Here is a 23330-nt window from a genome sequence, read left to right as displayed (position 1 = left end):
CCTCGAACTGGGGCTCACCCAGCTTGACCGAGATGATCGCCGTCAGACCCTCACGGATGTCCTCACCCGCGAGGTTGTCGTCCTTCTCCCGCAGCCCGCACTTCCCGTAGGGTGCTCTTGATCGTTTTCGGCGTCGGGGGGACATGGGCATGGGCAGGCAAGGCGCGAAGCGGATGGCGGTGGCGCTCGGCTTGCTCGGCGCGCTCGGTACAGGATGCGGGCCGGAGGCCGGCGGGACGGCGTCACCCGCCGCCGGGCCCACCGCGCCCGGCACGCCCACCGCGCCCGGCACGCCCAGCACGCCTGGCACGCCCGGCACGCCGCGAAGCGCGGCACCGGGTCCGGCCGCCGGCGGGCTCGCACCTGATCCGGGCACCCGTCCCGCCACCGTCGGACTTCCCGTGATGGAACAACTGGAGTGCGAGGAAGGGAGCTCCACATTCCGCTTCGGCGACGGCTGGGACCTGCGCCTCTCCGGCGTGGACGACCTGACCCCGCGTTCGAACGGGCCCGACGAGACCGTGACCACCTGCCGGGGCTTCCCGCTCATCAAGCTGACCAAGTCCGGCAGGACGGTGGCCGCGCCGGACCTCATCGCCCGAACAGAACTCTTCCGCACCGTGCCGGACCCGGTGGCCGCCGTGCGAAAGGCGATGGCCGCCTCCCTGCCGGCCGGCGGGCAGCGGACCGCAGTGGGCGAGCCGACCGTCGTCGCCGCCGGAACCCTGGCGCTCGCCTGTCAGCACAACATCGCCGACGGCTTCCCCATGGCCAGTTGTTTCTGGGCGGACTACGGCGCGGTCGGCGCGATCGACTACTTCCCGCCCGGCGGCGACCGGCACTTCGCCATGACGCAGGCGGTCGAGCGGACCAAGGAGTTCGCCCGCACAGCCCTCCGGGAGACCATCAACCGCTGACGCCTGGCGGCGCGTGTCCGCCCGGTCGAAGAGCGGGACGAGGTCGGCGCCGTCCGCCCGGTTCGCTGACGGCACAGCCGTCGGTTCACAGCTGATCCCCGCCTCTCGGGCGGGGATCGGGCAGTCGGCTGCCGGACGGGGTGCCGGTCCGACTCGGATCAGCGGGTCGGTGTTCACCGGGTCATTCGTCGGCCGCCAGGGTGAAGCTGCAGGTGGACCAGCCGGTGCAGTCCCGCTCCGACAGTTCCTGTTCCTGCTCCTGCGGAAGCAGTTCCAGAGCGTTGAGGTCGGTCGTCGTTCCGTTCATCGTCTTGCCTCTCTCCTCGAACCTCTCGGGTCACCTCGGCCCGACAGAAGGTCGATACCCTGACAAATCGACACAACACCGGACTTGGGATTTCTTTGCACTTCGAGTGCAAATACTTACGATCGGCCCCGCTCCGGCCGACAGGAAGGCCTGACGGGGCGGGCATAGACTGGTGAGCTGCGCACACGGACCGTGAACGCCTGAGGATCCGGCGAGGATCCAGGAGGGCGCCGACCCCCATGACCACGCATCCGGATCCGCATCCGCCTCCCGCCCGGCCGCGCGACGAGTCGGCCGACTCGCTCCTGCTGCTCGATGTCGCGCGTGCGGTACTGAGTCGCTGCGGAGGTCAGCGGTGGACCTTGCAGCCGGCGGATTCGTGGTGCTTCGCACGGCCCCCGGACATCGCCGTGCGGCGCGCGCACGGATGGAAGCTCCATGTGTCGGCGACGCCCCTGTCGGCCGCCCTCGTCCTCGCCCGCTCGGCGGAGGTACTCGTACGCCGCACGGCTTCCTTCAAGTTCGCCGTCGATCTCGAACGGGTCACGCGTCTCGGCGACGTCTGGCACGACCGGGGCACGGGCGGGAAGTTCGTCACCGTGTACCCGGAGGACGACGACCAGTTCCGCATCCAGGCACGCGAGTTGGACGGCGCGATGGCCGGCCTCGGCGGACCGCGGATCCTGTCCGACAGGCCGGTGCGGCCCGGCAGCCTCGTCTCCTTCCGGTACGGGCAGTTCAGCGGCGACATGGTCCTGACCGACGACGGTGTCCTCGAACCCTGGATGACCGGCCCGGACGGCAGCAGGATCAAGGACGAGCGCACCGCGGACACGCGAACAAGGGCGGCGTCTACCGGGCGTTGGACGAGCGGACCGGCCTCGAGGTCATCGTCAAGCACGCGCGGGCCCACGTCGGGGCCCGTCTGGACGGAACCGATGTACGCGACCGGCTGCGGGACGAGGCCCGGATGCTGGATCAGCTCGCACCGCTGGGGGTCACGCCCGGGAAGGTGCATCTGTTCGACGAGCAGGGGGACTTGTTCCTCGCCGAGGAACTCGTGCCTGGACAGCCCCTGCACCTGTGGCAGTCGGCGCGCGCCCGGGACGGCGGACCCGGCGCGGACGAGGCGGCCGCGACGGTGACCCGGCTGGTGAACCTGCTGCGGACCGTCCATGAGGCAGGGTTCGTGATCCGCGACTTCAAGCCGCACAACGTCATGGTCACCCCGGCCGGGGACCTCCGGCTGATCGATACGGAGTACGTCGTAGAAGCGGGGCAGGAACGGGCTCCCGCGTACACACGGGGATTCGCCGCACCCGAGGTCAGAGCACTGGGCCTGCACGCGTCGCCCGCGGAGGCCGCGAGGGTGGCCGGGCCGGAGGCGGACCGCTTCAGCCTCGGGGTGGTCCTCTTCTCCGTTCTGACCGGCCTCGATCCACGGTGGGCGGCCGGCTGGACCGACGACGTCGTCCGGCCGCAGGACGCGCTGCCCGTGCTCCCGCTGATCGCCCTCGCCCATCCCCCGCTGGCACCGTTCGGCGAGCTGATCGACGGTCTGACCCGCCCCGACCCCGGCGCCCGGTGGACCCTCCCGCACGCCCTGGCCTGGCTGGCCGGGCCGAGCGCGCCGAGCACCACCGCGAGCGGGGCCATGGCCGCGGCCACGGCCACGGCCCCGCGAGCCGCGCTCCCCCCGTACCGGCCGGCGGCGATCGACCGGCTGCTCGACGACGGTCTCACCCACCTGCAGCGCACCATGACCCCCTGGCGCGCCACCCTGTGGCCCGCACCGGAATGGAACGTGCCGCGCAGCGATCCCTGCAACACGTGGAACGGTGCGGCCGGCGTGCTCGCCACCCTCACCCACGCCGCGCGGGCCCGCGGGAGCGCCTCCCTGCTCTGCACCGTGGCCGAGGCCGCGCGCTGGCTCGACGAGCGCCTGTTCAGCGTGGACCGGCTGCTTCCCGGGCTGTGCTTCGGCCGTTCCGGTACCGCCTGGGCGCTCTACGACGCCGCCCGGCTGCTCGGTGACACGGCCATGGCCGAGCGGGCGATCACGCTCGCCGAGCGGCTCCCGACCCGCTGGCCGAGCCCCGACTTCACCCACGGCCTCTCCGGAGCGGGCACCGCGCGCCTGCACCTGTGGCGGGCGACCGCCCGCGACTCGCTGCTCGACACGGCGCTCACCTGCGCCGATGCCGTTCTGGACGCCCGACCGGGCGGACGGCGACTGGACCTGGCCGACCTCCCACGACACGGACTCCGTACTCGCGGGGGCGCACACGTACGGATTCGCTCACGGGACGGCGGGGGTCGGAACCTTCCTCCTGGCCGCCGCGGCCGCCGCCGAGGCCCGTGGGCGCACCGGGGACGCGGGCCGGTTCGCGGCCGCCGCCCTCGGCGCGGGTGACAATCGACATCGCGGACTTCATCGCACCGGTCACCGACGTCGACGGGGTCGAAGTCCAGCTGGGCCCCGTGCACACGCTGTTCGTGACCGCCCGCCTGCTGCGGCCACCCACCCGCATCGACCAGGTCAAGCTCACCGGGGCGCTGGCCGCCATCGAGCGCGCGTACCCCTTCAGCCCGTCGGGCGTGTTCACGTTCCTCGCGTACGGCCTTCCGTACTTCCGACGGTTACCCGGAGGGCTGCAGGGCGATCTGGTCTCCGCGCACATGCCGCGCCTGCGCTCTGCAGCGCACCGGTACGTCCTGGAGGAAGCGGTGCCCGGCCCCACGGACGTGTCCCCCGCCAACAGCGGCATCGTCAAGCGCAAGTTCCACGTGCCGGTGGCGATCGAGGGCAACGACCTGCTGCTCACCCTGCGCAGCGACCACGCCGCCAACATCCAGGACGTACTCAGGTGGCTCGGCGGGAGTCAGACCCTCGCCGGCCGCCCCCAGCCCTCGCCGCCCCTCTCCGACCTCCTCTCCTTCACCTCCGCCCGGGCGATGTTCACCCAGATCGGACTGCCCAGGAAGCTGGCGGACGAGGCGTCGCTGCCCTACGCCTTCATGGTCAATCCGCGTTCGCCGATGTGGATGGGCTTCGCGGACCAGCAGACCGCCGGAACCGCCGACGCCGACGCCGTCACCTTCCGGGCGAGCGGCCTCACCACGGCGAAGCCGGGCTCCTACTTCGACGCCGGCGCCGTCCAGCACCTCTCGCACGTCCTCATGGACCTCCAGCAGTTCTACGACGTCGACGACGCCGGTGTGCCGGGAGACGACGCCTCGTTCACCGAACGCGTCCAGTACATGTTCCGTTCCACGCCGCCGCCTTCGCAGGGGAACGCCGACCAGATCACCGACGGCGGAGGACCCGCGTTCCTGCCGAACACCTTCCAGGGCACCGACGACGCCCTCCTGAGCGCGCAGGGCCGGGGCACCCCGGACGGGGAGCGCCGCATCGGCCACCTCTCCTGCCTTCAGCGGTCCTCACGCACGGCCGACGGAAAGCCGCTGCACGTCCGCATGGACGGGCCGGGCTACAGCACCATGGACGTGCCGGACGGGTCGCTCCAGCCCAAGCTGGAGTTCACGGTGTTCGTCCCGACCGCCGACTTCTTCGCCACGATGCGCACGCATCAGGCCTCGCTCGACCTGGCGGCGGCCCACGGTGTCCCCGAGGAGGAGAACGGGCTGGAGCGGTTCCTGACGGCGACTCGGCGGCAGAACTTCCTGACACCGCCCCGTCGCCACCGGGCGTTCCCCCTCGTCGAATTCCTCTGAGGCCCGGCTGGTCGCTTCGTGCCGACGTCGACGAGCGGAGGACGCCGGCACGAAGCGACCGAGGGCGACCGGGTGCGGCCGGGCCGCCGCTACGCGCGCGCGGCCCGCGCTCCCCTGCCCCCGGTACCGTGCGACAGCCGGCCGTGCAGAGCAGGACCGCCGACGGTCACCAGCACGAACAGGAACCCGGCGGTGATCAGCGCCGGTTCGGGGAACCACAGGCCTGCGAGCCAGTCGACCACCAGGGCCACGGCCACGACAAGCACCTTCGCCGCCACCAGACCGAAGAACAGGCCGCGGTCCACCGGGGTGCGCCCGGCGCGGGCGAGACGGCGGCCCACGAAGCGTCCGGCCACGCTGACACAGAGCACCACCACGAGGACGCGCAGTGCGTGCTCCCACGCGGGCGTGTCCCCGCCGAAGGCCCAGACAGCGCCCACGGCCGCCCCCGCGGCGGCGTAGGCGAGCACGCGCGCGGGCCGGGCCGACCGCGCGGGCGGCCCGGTACGACTCGGCCGGGAACACACTCGGGTGCCGTAGACAGACATGTCTCGCCTTTCATTACAGAAAGCAAGCATTAGTTACAAATACAGACAAAACAACTTGCACTCCGAGTGTCATATCCTCGGGGGTGACTCGTCAAGCCCCGACCTCGGCGACGCGGCCGGATCCGAGCGATGGCCCAGTCGGGTGCACCGCCGCCCCGCAAGGCCTCCGCGGCGGAAAGTCCCTGGTAGAGGTGGTCCATGGCGCCACAGTTGCGGACATTGGAGGCCCAGGAATGGGACACCTGGTACCGGACCCTGGAACGGGCCTTCGGCGGCCCGCCCACGCCCCCGGAGGCGCGCGAGCTGTGGCAGAGCCTGACCGAACACGACCGGTCCATCGGCGGGCCGGCCGCCCGGGCATGCCGGCCCGCGTACCCGGATGGGAGCGCCTGGCCGTGCTGGCACCCCAGGGCGGCGGCCGCGATGGCGGCTCACCGCTCCAGTGCGTCGTCGCCGAACGGGACGGGGCGACGGTCGGGTACGCCCGGTTCCACAACACACCGCAGTGGGACGTCTCGGGCGCACGCGGCACGATCGTGCTGCGGGACCTCGAAGCCCGGGATCCGGCCGCGTACGCGGCACTGTGGCGGTTCCTCTTCGGGATCGATCTGACCTCGACGCTCGTTGCGCAGAACCGCCCGGCGGACGACGCCTGGCAGCACCTCGTCTCCGACATCCGCCGATGCGAACGGCAGCTGCGGGACGGGCTGTTCGTCCGGCTGGTGGATGTGGGCGCCGCGCTCGGAGCCCGCACCTACCGCGCCCCCGTCGACGTCGTTCTGAAGATCGAGGATTCCTTCTGCCCCTGGAACGGGGGCCGTTGGCGGCTCACGGGGGACGAAGGGGGCGCCTCGTGCACGCGTACCCGTGCGGCTGCCGATGTGACCCTGTCGGTACGGGCGTTGGCCTCCGCCTACCTGGGCGGCGTCCCGCTGACCGCCCTCGCACGGGCCGGGCGGGCCGGTGAACTGAGCGGTGGCACGCTCGAACGGGCCTCACTGGCCTTCGGCAACGAGGCCGCCCCCTGGCTGCCGCACTCCTTCTAGGCAGCGTGGCGGCACATCTCACCGGATCGGCTGAAAGAGCTGGTGCGCCCCGGCCCGCGGGTGGCGGCGCTGTTGCTGCTCGCCTGCCCGGCGGTGGCGAGCGCGGACCAGATCGCCTGGGCCGGCGCGCAGGTCCACGCGATCCGCGCCGCCCCCCACTGGCGGAGTGGCGACCATGAGCTCCAGGCCCGCTTCGGACACCGGGCCCAGGAGGGCGAGCAGCCGTGGCGGAGTGGACTCCGACCGCCTCCACCCCCTGGCACAGCAGGAGGAGCTCGCGGACGGCATCGCGTCCGCGGACGGGGTGCGGATCATCCGCTCCCCGTACGGGCACGACGGCTTCCTGCTGGAGACGGGCCAGGTCGCCGCACTGGTACGGGAGTTGCTCGACGGTCGGTTCGGCTGACCGGGCAGGGTGTTCCTCGCCCCGGCCTGAGGGCCGTCAGCAGGACGGCCAGGACGGCCAGGGGCGGCCAGGACGGCCAGGGGCGGCCAGGACGGCCAGGACGGACCGGTCGACGGAACGCACGTGGCTTCGGATCCCCCTGTCACCGATCGAGCGCACGGTTCGCCATGGCCACGGAGAACCCCTCCGCCGCTGTGACAAGGGGGAACTCCGTCCAGACGGTCTTGCCGTCCCGGGTGTAGCGGGTGCCCCATCGTTCGGTGAGCTGGGCCACCAGGAAGAGACCGCGCCCGCCCTCGTCGGTGGTGCGTGCCCGCCGTAGGTGCGGTGCGGTGTTGCTGCTGTCGGAGACCTCGCAGATCAGGCTGCGATCGCGGATGAGCCGCAGGGTCACCGGCGTGCCGCCGCCGTACCGGTAGGCGTTGGTGACCAGTTCGCTGATGACCAGTTCGGCGGTGAAAGCCAGCTCTTCCAGCCCCCATCCGGTCAGTGTGGCCTCCGCCAGGTGCCGGGCCCGGGCGGCTGCGGTCGGTTCTGCGGGCAGTTCCCAGGAGGCGACCTGCTCCGGCGCCAACACGCGGGTGCGGGCGAGGAGAAGTGCGACGTCGTCCGGTGGGTGTTCCGGGAGCAGGGCCTCCTGGACCGCCGTGCAGGTCTCCTCCAGCGAGCGGCCGGGCCGGGCCAGGGCCTCCCGCAGCCGGGCGAGTCCCTCGTCGAGGTCGAGGCCACGGGCCTCGACCAGGCCGTCCGTGTACAGCGCCAGCAGGCTCCCCTCGGCGAGTTCCAGTTCGGCGGACTCGAACGGGAGTCCGCCGAGACCCAGCGGCGGCCCCTCGGGAAGGTCGGGCAGGCTCACCGCGCCGTCGGAGGTCACCACGGCGGGGGGCAGGTGGCCCGCCCGGGCCAGGGTGCAGCGCCGGGAGGTGGGATCGTAGACCGCGTAGAGGCACGTCGCGCCGACGATCTGGCGGCCCCGCGAGCTTCCGTCGGCCGGCTCCTGCTCATCCGCCAGGCGGTTGACCAGGTCGTCCAGGTGGGAGAGGACCTCGTCCGGGGCGTAGTCGAGGCCGGCCAGGGTGTGTACGGCCGTGCGCAGGCGGCCCATGGTGGCCGCGGCGTGCAGACCGTGGCCGACGACATCGCCGACGACGAGGGCGACGCGCGCTCCGGAGAGCGGGATGACATCGAACCAGTCACCGCCGACGCCGGTGGCGGGATCGGCCGGCAGATAGCGGTGCGCGACCTCGACCGCGCTGTTCTGGGGCAACGCCTGCGGCAGCAGGCTGCGCTGCAAGGTCAGCGCGGCCTGATGCTGCTGGGTGTAGCGGCGGGCGTTGTCGATGCACAGGGCGGCCCGCGCGGCGAATTCCTCCGCGAGCGTGAGGTCGTCCTCCTCGAACGGCTCGGGCCGCTCGGCCCGCCACAGGCTGAGCAGGCCGAGGAGCAGACCGCGGGCCGTGAGCGGTACGACGATCAGTGAGTGCGCGTCCAGGTCGAGGGCGCGCCGTCTGCGCTCGTGGTCCTGGAAGTACCAGCCGGGGCTGCTCCGGAGTACCGGTTCGAGGATGGACCGCTGTTCTGCGAGGCACCTGGCGTGCGGGGTACGCGGGTCGAAGCGGAAGACCTCTCCGGCGGGGTGCATCGCCTGCAGCGCCTCTGCCACGACCGAGTGGACGGCCATTCTGCGGACCAGTCCGTTCGCCTCCTCGGCGGTCTCGTCGCCTCGGGCCACCGACTCCAGCAGATCCACCGAGACGGCGTCCGCGAGGTCGGGGACGGCGACGTCGGCGAGCTCCTGGGTGGTCTGGGCGAGATCCAGTGTGGTCCCGATGCGGGCGCTCGCCCGGTTGAGCAGGGCGAGCCGCCGCCGGGCCCGGTAGCGGTCGGTGACGTCCTCCACGAGTTGGGTGACCCCGAGGATCCCGCCGGAGGGGTCCTCCATCCGGAACGCCGACACCGACACCACCCGCTCGTGGTCGGGGTCGCTCCTCGGGCGACAGCGCTGCTCGGTGAAGATCAGGGGGGCGCCCGTCTCCAGCACCCGTCGCAGGCGGGTTTCGATGGTCTTCACGTCCGGACCGATGAGGAAGTCGCCGATGCGCCGGCTCCGTATCTCCGCGGCGGAGAGCTGCGTGAACCGGGCCAGCGCCCGGTTGATCCGCAGGATGCTCAGATCGGGGGCGTGGACGGACAGGCCGATCGGGGAGCGCCGGAACAGGCCGTCCAGGACCGACCGGTCCGTCTCCCACCGCAGCACCTCTTCGGCCGGGGCGACGACGAGGAACCACTCGCGGGCCGAGCCGGCGCGGATGACGGCGCGGGCGCGGAAGCCCAGCTCCACCCGCCGCCCGCTGCGGTGCAGGACGGGCAGGACACCGGACCAGCCCCCGTCGCGCTCGCAGGCGGCCACCGCGTCCAGGACGGCCTCGCGGTCACGGGAATCGACCAGGAACTCGACCGCCCTGCGGCCCAGCACGTCGTCGGGCGGGTAGCCGAGGTGCTCCTGTGCGCGCTCGCTCCAGCCGACGACCCCGCCGTGTTCGTCCAGTACCGCCGAGGCCGAGTTGTGCAGCGCGAACGGGTCCTCGGGCACCTCGCCCGATCCCGGCACCGGTGCGTCCATCGCTGCCACCCTTCGACCTGCCGAACGGACCGCACAGCGGGCATTGCCCCAGCGACTACCCGGAGTGATCGGAGATCAGGGGTCGAGCAGTCGGCATACCTTCAGTATCGCCGCGCCGCCGCACGTCGGCAGAGGGCCGTCCACCGCGCGCCCGCGGATGCCGCACACCGGGGCTGGGGATCCCGACGTTCGCGGCGGCTCTCACCGTTTCCGCCGGAGTCGGAACGACCGCTGGCACCTGGAACAGGCCGACCCGGACGGCCCTCGGCTCATCAGCGCTCGTGAAGCGTCGTACCAGCGGCGGGCGGACTCGACAGCAGCACTCTGCCGAGTCCACCTCGTCTGCGGCGATTCCGACGGTACGGACCGTCCCGGGACGGTCCTGGACGGCCCTGGACGAGCTGAGGGCCGGGCCGCTGTCAGCCCTGGGGGCCGGCGGGCTGGGCGTCCTTGGACAGCGGCACCTCTCCGGTGTTGTCGACGTGACGGGCGGCGACCCACACGGCCTGGTCGCGCAGCAGGTACCAGATGCTGTTGCCGTCGATGGTCTGCGCGTGCACCTTGCTGTGCAGACCGACCTGGGCGCCTTGGTTCAGATTGCCGACGAGGGAGGAGTCGGTACTCGGATACCTCCGCAGGTTGACGCCGCTGCTGCTGACGACCGTGCCGAAAGGCTGGGCGGGACTTTGCACCATGACCTCCAAGGGAATGAGGGAATGAGGGAATGCCTGAGTGGCGGGACGCGGTCCGGTACGCGGACGGGTCGCTTGCACGGTAGAGCCAATGCGCGTCGGGAAGCCGGAGGCGTGCGGGGCATCACCACGACCGGCGACCGGGCATCATCCCGATGGTTCCGTCCCGCGTCGTCGAACGCGGCTTCAACGATCCAGCAGAAACAATGATGACGGTTCACTTACCCCCTGTAATGGACTGCCCGGCCGCCGAGCACGGCCACGTAGAGCGCGAGCAGCACGGATACGGCTTGCCGCAGCGCCCGAGGACCGGAAAACCGGACCGCGGAACCGGCGCGCCCACCGCACGTCCGGTTGCCGCACAGATTACGGTGCGTGACGATATCAACGGGGCTGCGCGTGCTGCGGTCCGGGAGGACCGGCCCGCCTGCGGCGCCGGCGTACGTCGAACCATCGGAGGCGCCGAGATGACCACGCTCTTCTTCGACATCGGGGCGACCCTGGCGGATGGCCACGTCGAGGCGGACGGATCCTGGCTGTTGCGCCCCCGCCCCCGGGTCTTGCAGGTGCTCGATGCCTTCGCCGGGGAACCCAAGGGCATCATCTCCGACCCCGGTACCGAACAGGATGCGGTCGCGCAGATCACGCAAGCCCTCCATGAGGCGTTCCCCGGCCGGTTCGCGGACGACCGCCTCATTCACTTCGGCCCCAAGACCAGCCGTGCGATCTTCGACGACGCAGTCGCGAGCAGCGGTGGCGCGGCCGACGACTGCGTCTTCGTGGGTGAGGACCACGACGAGCGCGCGTTCGCCCGCACGGCGGGCATGCGTGTCGCGCCCCACCCGGTGTTCACCCTGGCCGCCATCGAGAACCGCCCGGTCTTCTGGACGAGGATCGACGTGCCGGAGGGCGGGAGCCTGGGCGCGCTGGAGTCGGCGGCGAACGGCACGGAGGCCGTTCCCGTACATGTCGCCTCCCCCCGGCTCGTGCTCGCGATGGCGACCGCACTCGGAGTCGAGACGCTCCGACAGGCAGGGTTCACGACCGACGTGCGGGGACAGGTGGAGGACACGGCGGCATTCCTGATCCGGGACGACCGCTCGGTCCCGGTGCCGGATGCCCTCGCGGGCGGCTCAAAGGAGTCCCTGGCGGCGGCCGAAGGCGCGATGCGCGCGGCGGCCGCGTTCTGCTTCGCCTCCGGCGAACTGACCGGGTACCCGCGGCAGATCTCCTCGCTCGGGCCCGCGCCCGGCGGCGTCTACGTCGCTGCGCCCGCCGGTGTCCCGATCGAGGAGGTGCACGCGCCGGGAGCCAAGCCCGGACACACCGAACGCCTGCTCCCGGACCCGGCGCTCCTGTCACGCCCTGGTGAGACGCGGGCCGAGGGGGTGGCCGCGGCCGTGCCGGCCGGGTTCGGCGAAACGGGCAACGGCCTTCCCTCCCCCGAAACGCTCGCGGCCGTACGCGCGACCGTGACGCCGGAGACGCTGCGTGCGCACGTGGCACGCCTCTCCGGCGTCGAACCGCTGGTCCGGGGCGAGCCGCTGAAGATCCGCAGCCGTCACGCGGCGCATGCCGACAACGGGCTGGTCGTGGACGCGCTCGTCCGGCACTTCCAGGATCTGGGGCTGGTGGTCCGACGGCACGCGTTCAGGTGGCGGGGGCGGCGGTTGTTCAATGTCGAAGCCGAGCACCGCGTCGAGGGGGCAGAATCCGCCGTTCTCATCACGGGACATCTGGATTCGACGGCGGAGAGTGGTGACTTCGTCGACGCCGATGGCGATCCCCGCCTCTACGACCCCTTGGTGGACCCGGCGCCCGGCGCGGACGACGACGGGAGCGGCACCGCGGCGGTCATGGCCGCGGCGGAGTGTCTGCACGCGCTCCTCGCGCAGGGCAGAGCGCCGACGCATCACGTCCGCTTCGTCCTCTTCAACGCCGAGGAACAGGCGCTCGTCGGCAGCAAGCGCTACGCGCGCGCCGCCGCGGCCGCGGACGACCGCATCGCGGGCGTCTTCCAGATGGACATGATCGCCGGTTTGCAGGACGGCAGCACGCCCGCTGTGGAGATCCATGCCGGCTCCTCCGTACCCGGGCCGGTCGCGGACGCCTCCGACGCGCTCGGTGAACTGGTCGCGCGGACCATCCCTGCCATCGCCTCGGGCTTCGCGGTCCAGCAGCTCACCGGAGCCGGGGATCCCGCCCTGGGGCGGAGCGACCACGCGAGTTTCCACGAGCGGGGATGGGCGGCCATCGCCGTCTCCGAGGACCTCTTCCGCGCAGACGGCAGCCAGGGGGGAACCGGCACCCGGAAGTACCACACGCCTGGCGACACCCTCCTCGACGAGGACCACGACACGCAGTACGCGGCCGCGCTCGCGCGCTCGGTCACCGCGACCGCCCTGACCTTCGCGGGCCTCTAGGGGGGCGTCTTCCGGCTGAGCCCGATCACACGCCCGATCACACGACCGTCCGAAAAACTGTTTCACAATTGACAGGTGTGGGATCACCGCGACGGGGGCGGTGGATGATGAGCCCGACATGGCCGGAGCCCGTGCACGGATGCGCTCGTGTCCGCAGCCTGCGGGGCCGAGCGGACGGTGGCTGCGGGCTGCCGTGTTCACGCTGCTCAGCTCGGTGTTGGCGGTCGTAGCCCATCGCTTGGCCTCGGAGGAGCCGGTTTCCTGGTGGCGGGCGGCGGTCGGGGCGCCGGCCGTTTGCGCTCTGGCGTGGCCGGCAGCCCGTCCGTCCCTGCCTGGCCGGTACGTGCTTGCGGCGACCGGGCTGGCTCAGCTCCTCCTGCACGGGGCTCTGTCCCCGCACAGGGAGGTACGCCACGGGCACGCCGGTGCGCTGCTGGAGGCCGGGCATGCCCCGCACCACGCGGCGGGGGCCATGACGGCGGCTCATTGCCTGGCCACGTGCGTGATGGCTCTGCTCATGTACCGCGCGGACGAGGTGCTGAGCCGTCTGCCGGAGACGGTGGGCCGGTGGGCCCAGACGGCGGTGGCTCTTGCCGTCGCGGCGTTCGGCGCAGGCCGTCGGCCGTCGTTCCGGCCTGGCCTGCGGGCGGTACCCGGTGCGCTCGGCGGGCCCGCCGTACGGCCGGCGGTGATGACCATGCTCTGTCACGCGGTGGTGCGTCGGGGGCCTCCTGCCGGATGTGCGGGAGACGTTCCCCTGATCCCGGCGGACGCTTCACCCACAAGGTGAGGCCCGTCCCGCGTACCGAGAGGGTTTCTCCATCATGACCAGGTCACACACCCGTCTTCCGTTCTCCAGGACGGCCTTCACGGTCGCCTGCGCCCTGGTGGTCCTGGGCGTGGCGGCCGGCCCGGCCGCCGCGCACGCCGAGGTCACCGCCTCCGATCCGCGCGCGCTCGCCGAGAACGTCACGCTGTCCTTCACCTCCGAGGCGGAGTCGGACACCGCCGGCATCGCGGAGTTGAAGGTGGTGCTGCCGAAGGGCATCGCTCCGGACGCCGTGACGCTCAAGGACGCTCCCAAGGAGTGGAAGCTGACGGCCACCCCGGACGGGTACGCGATCGGGGGCCCGGCTCTGGCCACCGGCACCGATGCCGAGTACAGCGTCACCGTGCGCCAGCTGCCCGACGAGAAATCCCTGGTGTTCAAGACTCTGGAGACCTACGGCGACGGAAAGGTCTCGCGCTGGATCGAGGTGCCCACCGGCGGCGAGAAGGTCGACAATCCGGCTCCCGTGCTCGAGCTGAAGGCCGCGGCCCCTGGGGCCAAGCCGATCGCCCCGACCCCGTCGCCGTCTCCTACGCCGAGCGCCGCCCCGTCCGTGGCGCCGTCGGCCCCGTCCACTCCCGTCGCGTCCGACGGCGCACAGGCGACGGGCGAGGCGGATGCGGAGGCGGAGGCGGGCAGCAGCACCGGCGCCGTCGTCGGCGCGGTTGCGGCCGTGCTCCTGCTCGTCGCCGTCGGCACCTTCTGGTGGGTCCGTCGCAGCCGTAGTGGTAGCGGTAGTCGGGCCTGACCGACACGTTCGGGGCCGGCACGCGGCTCACGCCGTGCGCCGGCCCCGAGCGTGTTCCCCCCGCGACGACTACGTGATGCGGACGGTCTCGCGCACGGTCACCTGGTCGATGTCGGTGGTGCGCACGGTGATGTTCAGGGTCCAGACACCGGGCATGGGCAGCCGCAGGTCGTAGGTGGCCCAGTACCCCTTCTGGTTCTTGAGCTTGGCGTCCAGCGGGCCGATTCCGAGGTCGTCCTGGGTGAGGGTGAGGCGGAGTTCGGGGACGGTGGCGAGGCCGCCGTCCGCGGTGAACACGACGGCTTCGACGGTGTTCTCGCCGACGCGTCCCGGCGCCAGCGTGATCTGCACCGCGCCGTGCTGGTTGGCCGCCCCCATGTCGAACGGGACCGTGACCACCTTCGTCTGCGGCTCCTGAGCCCTGGCCGCCGTGGCCGCCGTGGCCGTGTCGGCGGCGCGGCTGGGCTGGGTTCCGGTGAGCAAGGTCGTGATCGCCAGGACCACGACACCGAGTACGGCTTCGAGGGCCACCGTGCGGCGCAGGCCGCGCCGGTGTCCGTCGGCCTCGAAGACGGGCGGCCCGGTACCGTCCCCCGGCTCACTCCCGGCGGGTACGTCGGACGTACCGCTGTGGTCGGTCGCCCCGCGGGAAGGCGGCGCTCCGACCGTCCGCAGGGCACTCACCAGCTCGGGCTCGGGCACTGCCTGCGGTTCCGCGGCCGGTGGCGCCTGGTGGACGAGGCGGGCCGTCCAACGGCGGGAGAAGGACGCCGCGCACAGTACGAGAACCACGGCGGCGATCTTCACGGCGAGCGTCCTGCCGTACGTGGTGGTGGACAGCGCCTCCCACGAGCCGACCTGTCGCCAGGACTGGTACGTCCCCGTGCCGACCAGTACGGCGACGGCGGTGAAGGCCAGGGTGGAGAAGCGGCCGATCGCGGACGCCGGGATGTCACGGCTGCCGGGCCCTCGGGGCCCAAGAAGGATGGCCAGCGTGATCAGGCCGCCCAGCCAGACCCCCATGGCCAGCAGGTGCAGCACGGCGACCGGAATGGCCAGCGGCACCTGGATGCCGGCGGAGGCGTGTTCCGCGGAGGCCCAGGTGAAGGCAAGGGCCAGGGCGAGAACGGCTCCGCCCAGGCGGACGCCGGCTCCGAGGTCCCTCAGCGGCGATCCGTCGTCGTGCCGGTCCAGTCGTACGGCCGACCGTCTCAGCAACACGGCGACGACCGCGAGCAGTACAAGCCGCGCGATCAGGGCGATCCCGGGCCGCCCGGTGACGGTCCGGCCCAGCTGAGACGGGTCGAACGCCGATGTCAGCGCGCCGGCCGTCTCGTACGGGCCGCGCAGCAGCAACAGGGCGACGGTGGACGCCAGCAGCGCCGACCAGCCGACGGCCAGCAGCCTGCGTACGCATCGGACCGCGCCTGCGGTGGGCCAGCACACGAGGACGAAGGCGGCGGCTCCGACCAGAAGAGCGAGCCCGCTGTAGGCGACGTAACGGAAGAACCCGTACAGGCGGCCGGCCGCCGTGTCCTCGGGCGAGCCGGTCGCCACCACGGCGGCGGTGCCGGACGGTTGACCGATGGAGAAGACGAACGCGCCCGAGATCGGGTGGCCGTCGGCGGAGACGACGCGCCAGGCCACCGTGTAGGTGCCCTGGGGGAGCTTGTCGGACAGCTCTACGCGTGCGGTGTTCTCCTTGCCGTCCGCGTGCTGGGCCGGGCGCGGGTTGGCGCGCTCGTTCTCCGGAGACAGCACCCTCAGTGAGTCGTCGGAGAAGCTGACCGACTCCGTGAAGGTGAGGGTGACCTGTTTCGGAGCCGCCTCGAGGACGCTGCCTTCCGCAGGATCGGAGCCGCTGAGCCCGGCGTGCGCGAAGGCCGGGGCCGCACCGCCGAGGATCAGGGCGAGCAGGGCGGCGACCAGCGCCAGGACGGTCAGTGACGCCCTCGCGGGAGGTGATCCGGTGTGCATGAACAGTCAGTCTCCGAAGTGGCGGTCGTCGGCGGCGGCACCGCCGCCCGGAACTCGGTCCTGCGGGGCGGCGGTCGGACGGTGGGGCTCACTGGGGCGACAGGAGGGACTCGGGCAGGGCCGCAGGTCATGACGGGATGTGGACGATAGTGCTGCCGGCCCCGGGACGGAGCCGGTTAAGCAACTTCGGCTAAAGCGCGGCACGGAAAGGCTCGACTCGGGACGCGTTCCTGTATGGAGGGGGCGGGGCAGGACGAGCGGCCCCGGCCGCAGCGTGCATCCCTGAGGGTGAGGCCGATCGCCGGCGCCGTCGTCACTTCGCGGCGGCCGCCGGAGTGTGCCGGTCGACGGGGTTCACCTCGGGCATCGGCGGTGTCGGCCCGCTTCGGCGTCGGCGCAGCCAGACGTACAGCATCAGGCACGGCAGGAGCACCCCGAGGACGGTGAGGGTGAGGAACGCCGTGAAGCTGCTGATGTGGGTCACCAGCCACTCGAAGTTCTGCCCGAAGAAGCCGACCACGAAGGACAGGGGGAGGAACACGCTCGCGAGGATCGTGAGCCGTTCCATCGTGGCGCTCTGCCGAAGGTTGATGTTGTTCTGCTCTACGGAGATCACCGCGATGTTCGCTTCCAGGACGGTGGTCAGGAGGTCGCGCTGGGCGGCGACCTCCTCGTTGACCAGCAGCAGGTGGTCGTGCACGTCACGCATGTACGGCTGGAGCGCGGGCGGCGTCCTGCCGGTCTGCAGCCGCCGCGTGAGCACGGCGAGCAGCGGGTGCACGGCGCGGTAGAAGTCGGTGGCCTCGCGGCGCAGGGAGTAGATCCGTTCGGTCGGGGCGACCGTCCCGGAGAACACCGTGGCTTCGATCTGCTCGATGTCGCGCTCGAGTTCGCCGACGACCGGCGCGTAGCTGTCGACGACCTGGTCGAGGATCGCCCACAGCGTGGAGGCACTGCCGGTCTTGAGCAGTTCGGGGCGGTTTTCGAGCCGGCTGCGGGCTTCGTGCAGCTCGCTCGCGATGCCCTGGCGAACGGTGATCACGAAGTGGTCGGCGAGGAAGATGCTGATCTCGCCGGTGTCGATCTCCTCCCGGGCGTCGTCGTAGCGTGCCGTGCGCAGGATGATCAGCTCGGTGCCGTCCTCGTACTGCTCGGCCTTCGGTCGCAGGTGGAAGGCCGAGGCGTCCTCGACGGCGAGCTCGTGCAGTCCGAAGATCTCGCGCACCCGGTCCAGCTCCTCGGGACCCGGTTCGAAGATGCCCAGCCAGACGAAGCCGCCTTGCCGGCAGCGCGCGGCCGCCTGTTCCAGTGGCATCGCGCCCTCGTCCTGTCGACGCCCGTCGCGGTAATGTGCGCAGTCGACGATCATGGCCTTCCTCCTCACGGCCGACCGACGTGCGCCGCCTCGTGCCCGCCGGGGCGTGGCGCGCCGTAGAGGCCTCACAGCAATAGATGCTCCTCCGACTCGGCAGAGATGTCCTCGCAGCCAGCCCCGGTGGCTGGCCTCGCCGGTCGATATCGCTGGTCACGGGGGCGTGGGCGGGCCGGCCCGGGTGGGCCGGTGGACGCCTCAGGCGGCCGGTGGCACGATCACGCGAGCGTCCGGCACGGGTCCGGCGCGCAGGAGAGAGATCATGAAGTTGTACGTCGTCGCACCTCTGGTTCTCGTCGCGCTGCTCATCGCCGCCTCGGGGGTGGCGGCGGTCACCCGCGGCTGGGTGCTCCCCATGAACCGGCGCCACATCCGCAGCCCCCGCCTCTACGGCTGGGGCCAGCTGGTGACGGCCTTCGCGCTGTGCTGGCAGGTGGTGTTCGGGCTGGTGATCAGCGACTCCGGCACCCGGCTGTGGGGCGCACTGACCGGCGGCGTGATCCTGGTCGGCGGCTTCGTCGTGATGCTGGCGGGCCAGTTCACGGGTGGCGGCCGACAGGGCAGCGCCGCACCTTAGACGGGCACGGGACGCCCCGGTGCCCCAGGCTCAGGGGGCCAGCTCCCGCAGGTCCAGCGGAATCCTCCAGAGGTTGCGGCGGTGCACGGATTCCAGCTCGGCCTGGAGCGGGGACGGCGGAACCGCCAGGACGGGGCAGGCGGCGTGCGCGACGCAGTAGCGGGCCACCGAGGGGCGGACGAAGCGGCGCCACACCCCGTACGGGATCCCGTGCCGACCACCAGGAGGTCCTCCGGGTCGCGGGCCGTGTCCACCAGGGCCGCGCCCGGGGTGGCCCGTACCGTGAGGCCCGCGAGGGCGACACCGGGATGCACGGCGCCGAAGGCGGTATCGAGGACCTCGCGCAGTCTTTCGGCGGCCGCGGCGCGGCATTGCGCCAGAGCGGCGGGCCCGAGGCCGTTGCGGCTCCCGAGTTCGCCGCCCGGCGGCTGCCAGGCCAGGACGGCCCACAGCTCCGCGTCACGCGCCCGGGCCTCGGCGGCGGCCTTGTGCAATGCGGCCAGACTCCCCGGGGTGCCCGTAGCCCCGACCACGACTTTGCGCACGGCCTCTTCCCTCTCCTCGGTGTTCACCGGTTCCCATGGAAGGGCTGCGGCAGGGGACGCGGGCGGGATTTTGACGGGTTTCTCACGCGACGGTGCCCACCCCGTACGGAGCCCTGACGCCGCCCCGCTCCGGGGGCCATCAGTGATCCGTATGGACTTGGTCCGCCACCGTCAAGGTCCCGTCATGGGGTGGCCGCAGGTGCGTGCGGGCGGGGATAGCTTCGTTGTCGCGCCCCGGACCGCCTCCCCGCATCCGGGGCCTCAACCGTCACTCGTGGTTCCTCTGGGAGGGCCTCATGTGTTTGTTCCAGTACGCCGACGACCCGGAGCCTGAAGCACGTGTCCCGGCCGGGCCCCTGTACGTGCCGGTCCTGCCGGGAAGGGCGGAGGTGGTGGTGCGCCTGTTCCGCACTCCGCTGGGAGCGCGTACCGCTGTGGGCTTCACCAGCGCGGAGCGGCTGGCCGCGACGCTCGGCGCCGGCCAGCGCTGGATCCGGCTCTCCGAGTCCGCGCTCCGCGCGATGGCCGAACCGGTCGGGGCATCGCTGCTGACCGTCGACCCGACCCTCACCGCACCTGCGGTGACCGGGACGGCTGCCGGGGCGGCCACGGGGGCGGTCGGCACTTCCGTCCCGCAGGCCTCCCAGTCTGTTGCCCGGACCGTCTGAAGGGAACCGCACCATGACCATCGCCTCCCTGTCGGAGATTCCGGCCGGTGCCGGTGAACTGTCCGTGTGGCCCGCCTCCACGACCCGGCTCCCGCACGGTGACGTGGCCGTGGGCGGGGTGTCCCTGGTGGAGATCGCCGACCGGTTCGACACCCCGGCCTACGTCCTGGACGAGGGTGAGGTCCGCGAGCGGTGCCGCACCTACCGCGCGGCCCTCCCCGAGGCCGACGTCCTCTACGCCGCCAAGGCCTTCCTCTCCCGCGCGATGGTGCGCTGGGTGGCGGAGGAGGGACTGGGCCTCGACGTCTGCTCCGCCGGGGAGCTGGAACTCGCCGTCACCGCCGGGTTCCCGCCCGAGCGGATCGTGCTGCACGGCAACGCGAAATCGCCCCGGGACATCGAGACGGCGCTGCGGCTCGGGGTCGGCCGTATCGTCATCGACGGGCCGTCCGAGATCGCCCGGATCGCGGCCGCCGTAGGGCCGGACGGGCACCAGAAGGTGATGGTGCGGGTGGTGCCGGGCGTCGCGGCCGGGGGCCACGAGAAGATCCGCACCGGTACGGAGGACCAGAAGTTCGGCCTCTCGCCCACCGATGGGTCGGCGCAGGACGCCGTCGCGCGCATACTCGGCCAGCCTCAGCTCGAACTGACCGGCCTGCACTGCCACATCGGCTCGCAGATCACCGAGGTGGAGCCCTACCTCGTCGCCCTGCGCAGGATGGTCGGGCTGATGGCCCTCATCCGTGACGCGCACGGCGTCGTCCTGCCCGAGCTGGACATGGGCGGCGGCCACGGCATCGCCTACCGGCCGGGCGAACCGGCCCTCGACCTCACCGCCCTCGCCCGCGGCCTCCGCGCCGAGCTCGGCGAGAGCTGCGCCGCCGCGGGCCTGACCGTGCCCCGGCTCGCCCTCGAACCGGGGCGTGCCCTCGCCGGTCCTGCCGGGGTCGCCCTGTATCGGGTGCTGGCCGTCAAGCGCACCGGCGGGAAGGTGTTCGTCGCCGTGGACGGCGGGATGAGCGACAATCCGCGGCCGGCCCTGTACGGGGTGCGCTACGCACCCCTCCTGATCGGCCGGCACTCCATCGCCGGCGCCTGCACGGCGACGGTCGTCGGCAGGCACTGCGAGGCCGGGGACGTCCTCGCGGCCGATGTGGAACTGCCGGGTGACATCCACCCCGGTGACCTGCTCGCCGTACCGGTGGCGGGCGCGTACCAGCTGTCCATGGCCTCCGGCTACAACATGGTGGGGCGTCCCCCGGTGGTCGCCGTCCACGAGGGCGCGTCGCGGATTCTGGTCCGGCGCGAGACGCTGGAGGACTTCCGCAGCCGGGACATCGGCGGGTAGGGCCGGCTCCTTCGGCCTGCGGTCACGACGATCGCTCCCCCGCCGCGAGGGTCCGGCGGGATTCCTGTCGGCGTTTCGACGCGGCCGGTTCAGCCGGCGTGGACGTGGGGGCGGCGGGTCCGGTCCGGTTCGGCTTCCCGGATGACCTCGCGGGTGACGGGGGCGACCTCGCCCTGGCCGAAGAGGAAGAAGCGCAGGAAATTGGCCATCGGGTTGCCCTCGGTCCACTCGAAGTAGATGTGCGGGCGCTGGCCGGTCTCGTCCCGGACGTGGAGCAGAAGGGCCGCGAGGGCGTTGGGGATGCTGGAGCTCTCCAGGGTCAGGACGCGGTAGCGGTCGTGCAGCACTTCGCCGCGTACGCGCATGCCGGCTTCGAACTCGGAGGCGTCCAGGACGGTGACCTCGACGAACATGACGTCGTCCCCGGCCGGGATGTCGTTGTCCGCGCGGATCTGTTCCTTCTTCTGCCGGTACTCCTCGCGGTCGCGGTTGTCGGGCTCGTTGGCGATGAACCGGATGGTGCGGTTGGCGGTGTCGCGGATGAACCGCTGGGCCATGTCGTCGAACTCGATGTGCGTGACGCGCAGCTCGAAGACGCGGGCGAGGCGGGAGAGGAGGGACAGCGCGATGATGCCGCCGATGAAGCAGGCGCCGATCTTCACGCCGTCGGGGCGCTCCACGACGTTGATGGCCGTCGTGTAGATGAAGACCGCCGAGATGACGCCGAAGCCGATCGTCCAGCCGCGCTCTCCCGCCCTGCGCGCCGCAATGGTTACGGCGACCGCGGCCGAGGTGATCAGGACGAGGACACCGGTGGCGTACGCGCCGCCCTGGGCGTCGACGTCGGCGTCGAAGATCCAGGTCACGAGGAACGCGACGAGGGTGAACACGATGACCATCGGTCGCAGGGCGCGGGCCCAGTGCGGGGCCATGCCGTAGCGGGGCAGATAGCGCGGCATCAGGTTCAGCAGGCCCGCCATCGCGGAGGAACCGGCGAACCACAGGATCAGGATGGTGGAGATGTCGTAGACCGTGCCGAAGGCCGATCCCAGGTACTCGTGCGCCAGGTAGGCGAGCGCGCGTCCGTTGGCCTCGCCGCCCGGCTCGAACTGGGCGGCCGGGATCAGGAGGGTCGTGATGAGGCTGGAGCAGATCAGGAAGATGCTCATGATGACGGCGGCCGTGGTCAGCAGCTTCTTCGCGCCGCGGATCCGGCCTGCCGGTTTCCCGGGGGTGTCCTCGGGATCGCCCTTGACGTGCGGCATGACCGCCACGCCCGTCTCGAACCCGGACAGGCCCAGCGCGAGCTTCGGGAACACGACGAGCGCGATGGCGATCATCATGAACGGATTGCCGTGCTCGACGGTCAGCGCGGTCGTCCAGTCGGTGATGACCTGCGGTGCGGTGAACACGTGCCACAGCCCGACCGCCACCACGATCACGTTCAGGCCGAGGTACGTGAAGACGAGGACCACCGCCACGCCGATGGCCTCGCTGAACCCCTTGAGGAAGACGGCGCCGAGCAGGGCGATGAGGATGAGGGTGATCAGCACCTCGTGGCCGTGCAGGGTGCTGGTGAGGTGCGGGTTCTCGACCATGTGGGCGGTCGCGTCGGCGGCGGAGAGGGTGATGGTGATGAGGAAGTCGGTGGCCGCGAACCCCAGCAGGGTCAGGACGAACAGCTTCCCCTTCCAGAACGTCAGCAGCCGCTCCAGCATGGCGATGGAGCCCTCGCCGTGCGGGCTCTCCTCGGCCACCCGCCGGTAGACGGGCAGCGCGCCGAAGAGGGTGAGCAGCACGAGCACGATGGTCGCCAGCGGCGACAGCAGCCCGGCCGCGAGGAACGCGATGCCGGGCTGGTAGCCGAGGGTGGAGAAATAGTCGAGACCCGTCAGGCACATGACCCGCCACCACGGCCGGCCGTGCGGCTGGGCCGCCGCCTCCTTGGCGGCGGGCGAACTGTTCTCGGCGGTCAGGCCTTCCAGCATCCACGCGCGCAGGCGTGACGTGCGGGCAGGGGTGGCCATCGTGGGGGCTCCTGTCGTACGGCAAAGAATCAGCCATCGACAACGACGGCTGAGCAAGCGTACGCAGACTGATCCTTTCTGCACGTGAGTGAGCAAACCCTGACGTGCCTTTAACGCCTACAGGCGCCCGCCGCCGGGCATCGCCACCCGCAGGGCGAGGTCACGGACGAATACCTGGCGGGTCCGGGCGACGAGCGCCGTCCGGGAACGCGGCGATGACCTGCCGTTACGAGGCCACCAGCGCCGCCAGGAGCGCGGCGATGGCGAGGGTGACCGGGAGGGTGAAACCCATGCCGTAGGCGCCCGCGGCGGCCAGGACGAGCACGATCGACTCGGGCCCGTACGCCACGGACGCCATCGCGTCGAGCGACAGCGCGGCGAGGCCCTGGACGGCGGTCACCTTGTGGCGGTCCCCGGCTCCGGTGACGCTGGTGTCCGGGGGCTCGTCCTGACTCGGCTCCTGAGCGACCGCGGTCGGTTTTCCTACGTGTATGGCCACGTCGCCGGTCCCTCCGAATGAGCAAAGTGAGGACAGCGTCGGA

16 protein-coding genes and 6 pseudogenes are annotated in these 23330 nt (G+C 71.8%); 11 read left to right on the top strand and 11 right to left on the bottom strand.

The genetic code is table 11. The features are described 5' to 3' along the window. A pseudogene (locus ACZ573_RS36895) lies at positions 1-94 on the bottom strand (hypothetical protein); the annotation flags it as partial. A gap of 310 nt (positions 95-404) precedes the next feature. On the opposite strand from ACZ573_RS36895, the gene ACZ573_RS36890 reads away from it, so the two are divergent. Further along, positions 405-917: a hypothetical protein gene (locus tag ACZ573_RS36890; protein ID WP_471313003.1), complete on the top strand. Its 513-nt coding sequence runs from the start codon at positions 405-407 to the stop codon at positions 915-917. Between the two features lie 181 nt (positions 918-1098). On the opposite strand, the gene ACZ573_RS36885 is transcribed toward ACZ573_RS36890, so the two are convergent. Beyond that, positions 1099-1224 carry a hypothetical protein gene (locus tag ACZ573_RS36885; RefSeq protein WP_471313001.1) on the bottom strand — a complete coding sequence of 42 codons (126 nt, stop codon included), beginning with the start codon at positions 1222-1224 and terminating at the stop codon, positions 1099-1101. A 239-nt stretch (positions 1225-1463) separates the two neighbouring features. Between ACZ573_RS36885 and ACZ573_RS36880 the strand changes: the two are divergent. The 3 genes and pseudogenes from ACZ573_RS36880 to ACZ573_RS36870 form a co-directional block, all read left to right on the top strand. After that, positions 1464-2045: pseudogene (locus tag ACZ573_RS36880) on the top strand (class III lanthionine synthetase LanKC N-terminal domain-containing protein); the annotation flags it as partial. Further along, the gene (locus ACZ573_RS36875; RefSeq protein WP_471313008.1) at positions 2006-3637 is read left to right on the top strand and encodes a protein kinase domain-containing protein; all 1632 of its coding nucleotides are present in this window, start codon (positions 2006-2008) and stop codon (positions 3635-3637) included. The pseudogene ACZ573_RS36880 and the gene ACZ573_RS36875, both read left to right, overlap by 40 nt. Beyond that, entirely contained in the window at positions 3634-4959 is a 1326-nt protein-coding gene (locus ACZ573_RS36870) for a DUF7405 family protein (protein ID WP_471312999.1), read from the top strand. Before ACZ573_RS36875 ends, ACZ573_RS36870 begins: the two co-directional genes overlap by 4 nt. 89 nt (positions 4960-5048) lie before the next feature. Here the strand turns inward: ACZ573_RS36870 and ACZ573_RS36865 are convergent, their stop codons facing one another. Next, positions 5049-5507 carry a hypothetical protein gene (locus ACZ573_RS36865; protein ID WP_471312997.1) on the bottom strand — a complete coding sequence of 153 codons (459 nt, stop codon included), beginning with the start codon at positions 5505-5507 and terminating at the stop codon, positions 5049-5051. Positions 5508-5752: 245 nt separating this feature from the next. Here ACZ573_RS36865 and ACZ573_RS36860 point away from each other — a divergent pair. Together ACZ573_RS36860 and ACZ573_RS36855 are read left to right on the top strand one after the other, a co-directional pair. Then, positions 5753-6553, top strand: a pseudogene (locus ACZ573_RS36860) (sterol carrier protein domain-containing protein); the annotation flags it as partial. A gap of 57 nt (positions 6554-6610) precedes the next feature. Then, a pseudogene (locus ACZ573_RS36855) lies at positions 6611-6959 on the top strand (hypothetical protein); the annotation flags it as partial. A 142-nt stretch (positions 6960-7101) separates the two neighbouring features. On the opposite strand, the gene ACZ573_RS36850 reads toward ACZ573_RS36855, so the two are convergent. Both ACZ573_RS36850 and ACZ573_RS36845 read right to left on the bottom strand, forming a co-directional pair. After that, positions 7102-9582, bottom strand: coding sequence for a SpoIIE family protein phosphatase (locus ACZ573_RS36850; RefSeq protein ID WP_471312995.1), 2481 nt, complete (start codon positions 9580-9582; stop codon positions 7102-7104). A gap of 419 nt (positions 9583-10001) precedes the next feature. Then, the gene (locus ACZ573_RS36845) at positions 10002-10277 is read right to left on the bottom strand and encodes an SH3 domain-containing protein (RefSeq protein ID WP_471312993.1); all 276 of its coding nucleotides are present in this window, start codon (positions 10275-10277) and stop codon (positions 10002-10004) included. A gap of 464 nt (positions 10278-10741) precedes the next feature. On the opposite strand from ACZ573_RS36845, the gene ACZ573_RS36840 reads away from it, so the two are divergent. Then, positions 10742-12697, top strand: a complete 1956-nt coding sequence (locus tag ACZ573_RS36840; RefSeq protein ID WP_471312991.1) for a M20/M25/M40 family metallo-hydrolase — start codon at positions 10742-10744, stop codon at positions 12695-12697. 824 nt (positions 12698-13521) lie between these two features. Then, positions 13522-14274, top strand: a complete 753-nt coding sequence (locus ACZ573_RS36835) for a DUF1775 domain-containing protein (protein WP_471312989.1) — start codon at positions 13522-13524, stop codon at positions 14272-14274. A gap of 69 nt (positions 14275-14343) precedes the next feature. On the opposite strand, the gene ACZ573_RS36830 is transcribed toward ACZ573_RS36835, so the two are convergent. Together ACZ573_RS36830 and ACZ573_RS36825 are read right to left on the bottom strand one after the other, a co-directional pair. Then, positions 14344-16251 carry a copper resistance CopC/CopD family protein gene (locus tag ACZ573_RS36830; RefSeq protein ID WP_471312988.1) on the bottom strand — a complete coding sequence of 636 codons (1908 nt, stop codon included), beginning with the start codon at positions 16249-16251 and terminating at the stop codon, positions 14344-14346. Positions 16252-16564: 313 nt separating this feature from the next. Further along, positions 16565-17620, bottom strand: a complete 1056-nt coding sequence (locus ACZ573_RS36825) for a magnesium and cobalt transport protein CorA (RefSeq protein ID WP_471312986.1) — start codon at positions 17618-17620, stop codon at positions 16565-16567. Positions 17621-17885: 265 nt separating this feature from the next. On the opposite strand from ACZ573_RS36825, the gene ACZ573_RS36820 reads away from it, so the two are divergent. After that, positions 17886-18200, top strand: a complete 315-nt coding sequence (locus ACZ573_RS36820; protein ID WP_471312984.1) for a hypothetical protein — start codon at positions 17886-17888, stop codon at positions 18198-18200. A gap of 30 nt (positions 18201-18230) precedes the next feature. Here the strand turns inward: ACZ573_RS36820 and ACZ573_RS36815 are convergent, their stop codons facing one another. Further along, positions 18231-18395 (bottom strand): hypothetical protein, encoded by a 165-nt coding sequence (locus tag ACZ573_RS36815; protein WP_471313010.1) that lies wholly within the window; start codon positions 18393-18395, stop codon positions 18231-18233. A 59-nt stretch (positions 18396-18454) separates the two neighbouring features. Beyond that, positions 18455-18733, bottom strand: a pseudogene (locus ACZ573_RS36810) (universal stress protein); the annotation flags it as partial. Positions 18734-19041: 308 nt separating this feature from the next. Here ACZ573_RS36810 and ACZ573_RS36805 point away from each other — a divergent pair. Both ACZ573_RS36805 and lysA read left to right on the top strand, forming a co-directional pair. Continuing rightward, the gene (locus tag ACZ573_RS36805; protein WP_471312982.1) at positions 19042-19413 is read left to right on the top strand and encodes an SAV_915 family protein; all 372 of its coding nucleotides are present in this window, start codon (positions 19042-19044) and stop codon (positions 19411-19413) included. Positions 19414-19426: 13 nt separating this feature from the next. Beyond that, on the top strand, positions 19427-20761 hold the full coding sequence (gene lysA, locus ACZ573_RS36800) for a diaminopimelate decarboxylase (protein ID WP_471312980.1): 1335 nt from the start codon (positions 19427-19429) through the stop codon (positions 20759-20761). An 89-nt stretch (positions 20762-20850) separates the two neighbouring features. On the opposite strand, the gene ACZ573_RS36795 is transcribed toward lysA, so the two are convergent. Together ACZ573_RS36795 and ACZ573_RS36790 are read right to left on the bottom strand one after the other, a co-directional pair. Then, on the bottom strand, positions 20851-22788 hold the full coding sequence (locus ACZ573_RS36795; RefSeq protein ID WP_471312978.1) for an APC family permease: 1938 nt from the start codon (positions 22786-22788) through the stop codon (positions 20851-20853). Between the two features lie 229 nt (positions 22789-23017). After that, a pseudogene (locus ACZ573_RS36790) lies at positions 23018-23287 on the bottom strand (amino acid permease); the annotation flags it as partial. Positions 23288-23330: the final 43 nt, after the last annotated feature.

Source organism: Streptomyces sp. NPDC040545 (assembly GCF_055595065.1).
Note: the sequence above shows the minus strand (reverse complement) of the source record. Positions and strands in the feature narration are given on the sequence as shown.

What these genes read in the sequence shown, in the direction of transcription:
- ACZ573_RS36890 (WP_471313003.1), top strand. Translation starts at nt 405, where the DNA reads ATGGAACAACTGGAGTGCGAGGAAGGGAGCTCCACATTCCGCTTCGGC.
- ACZ573_RS36885 (WP_471313001.1), bottom strand. Translation starts at nt 1,224, where the DNA reads ATGAACGGAACGACGACCGACCTCAACGCTCTGGAACTGCTTCCGCAG.
- ACZ573_RS36865 (WP_471312997.1), bottom strand. Translation starts at nt 5,507, where the DNA reads ATGTCTGTCTACGGCACCCGAGTGTGTTCCCGGCCGAGTCGTACCGGG.
- ACZ573_RS36850 (WP_471312995.1), bottom strand. Translation starts at nt 9,582, where the DNA reads ATGGACGCACCGGTGCCGGGATCGGGCGAGGTGCCCGAGGACCCGTTC.
- ACZ573_RS36845 (WP_471312993.1), bottom strand. Translation starts at nt 10,277, where the DNA reads ATGGTGCAAAGTCCCGCCCAGCCTTTCGGCACGGTCGTCAGCAGCAGC.
- ACZ573_RS36840 (WP_471312991.1), top strand. Translation starts at nt 10,742, where the DNA reads ATGACCACGCTCTTCTTCGACATCGGGGCGACCCTGGCGGATGGCCAC.
- ACZ573_RS36835 (WP_471312989.1), top strand. Translation starts at nt 13,522, where the DNA reads ATGACCAGGTCACACACCCGTCTTCCGTTCTCCAGGACGGCCTTCACG.
- ACZ573_RS36830 (WP_471312988.1), bottom strand. Translation starts at nt 16,251, where the DNA reads ATGCACACCGGATCACCTCCCGCGAGGGCGTCACTGACCGTCCTGGCG.
- ACZ573_RS36825 (WP_471312986.1), bottom strand. Translation starts at nt 17,620, where the DNA reads ATGATCGTCGACTGCGCACATTACCGCGACGGGCGTCGACAGGACGAG.
- ACZ573_RS36820 (WP_471312984.1), top strand. Translation starts at nt 17,886, where the DNA reads ATGAAGTTGTACGTCGTCGCACCTCTGGTTCTCGTCGCGCTGCTCATC.
- ACZ573_RS36805 (WP_471312982.1), top strand. Translation starts at nt 19,042, where the DNA reads ATGTGTTTGTTCCAGTACGCCGACGACCCGGAGCCTGAAGCACGTGTC.
- lysA (WP_471312980.1), top strand. Translation starts at nt 19,427, where the DNA reads ATGACCATCGCCTCCCTGTCGGAGATTCCGGCCGGTGCCGGTGAACTG.
- ACZ573_RS36795 (WP_471312978.1), bottom strand. Translation starts at nt 22,788, where the DNA reads ATGGCCACCCCTGCCCGCACGTCACGCCTGCGCGCGTGGATGCTGGAA.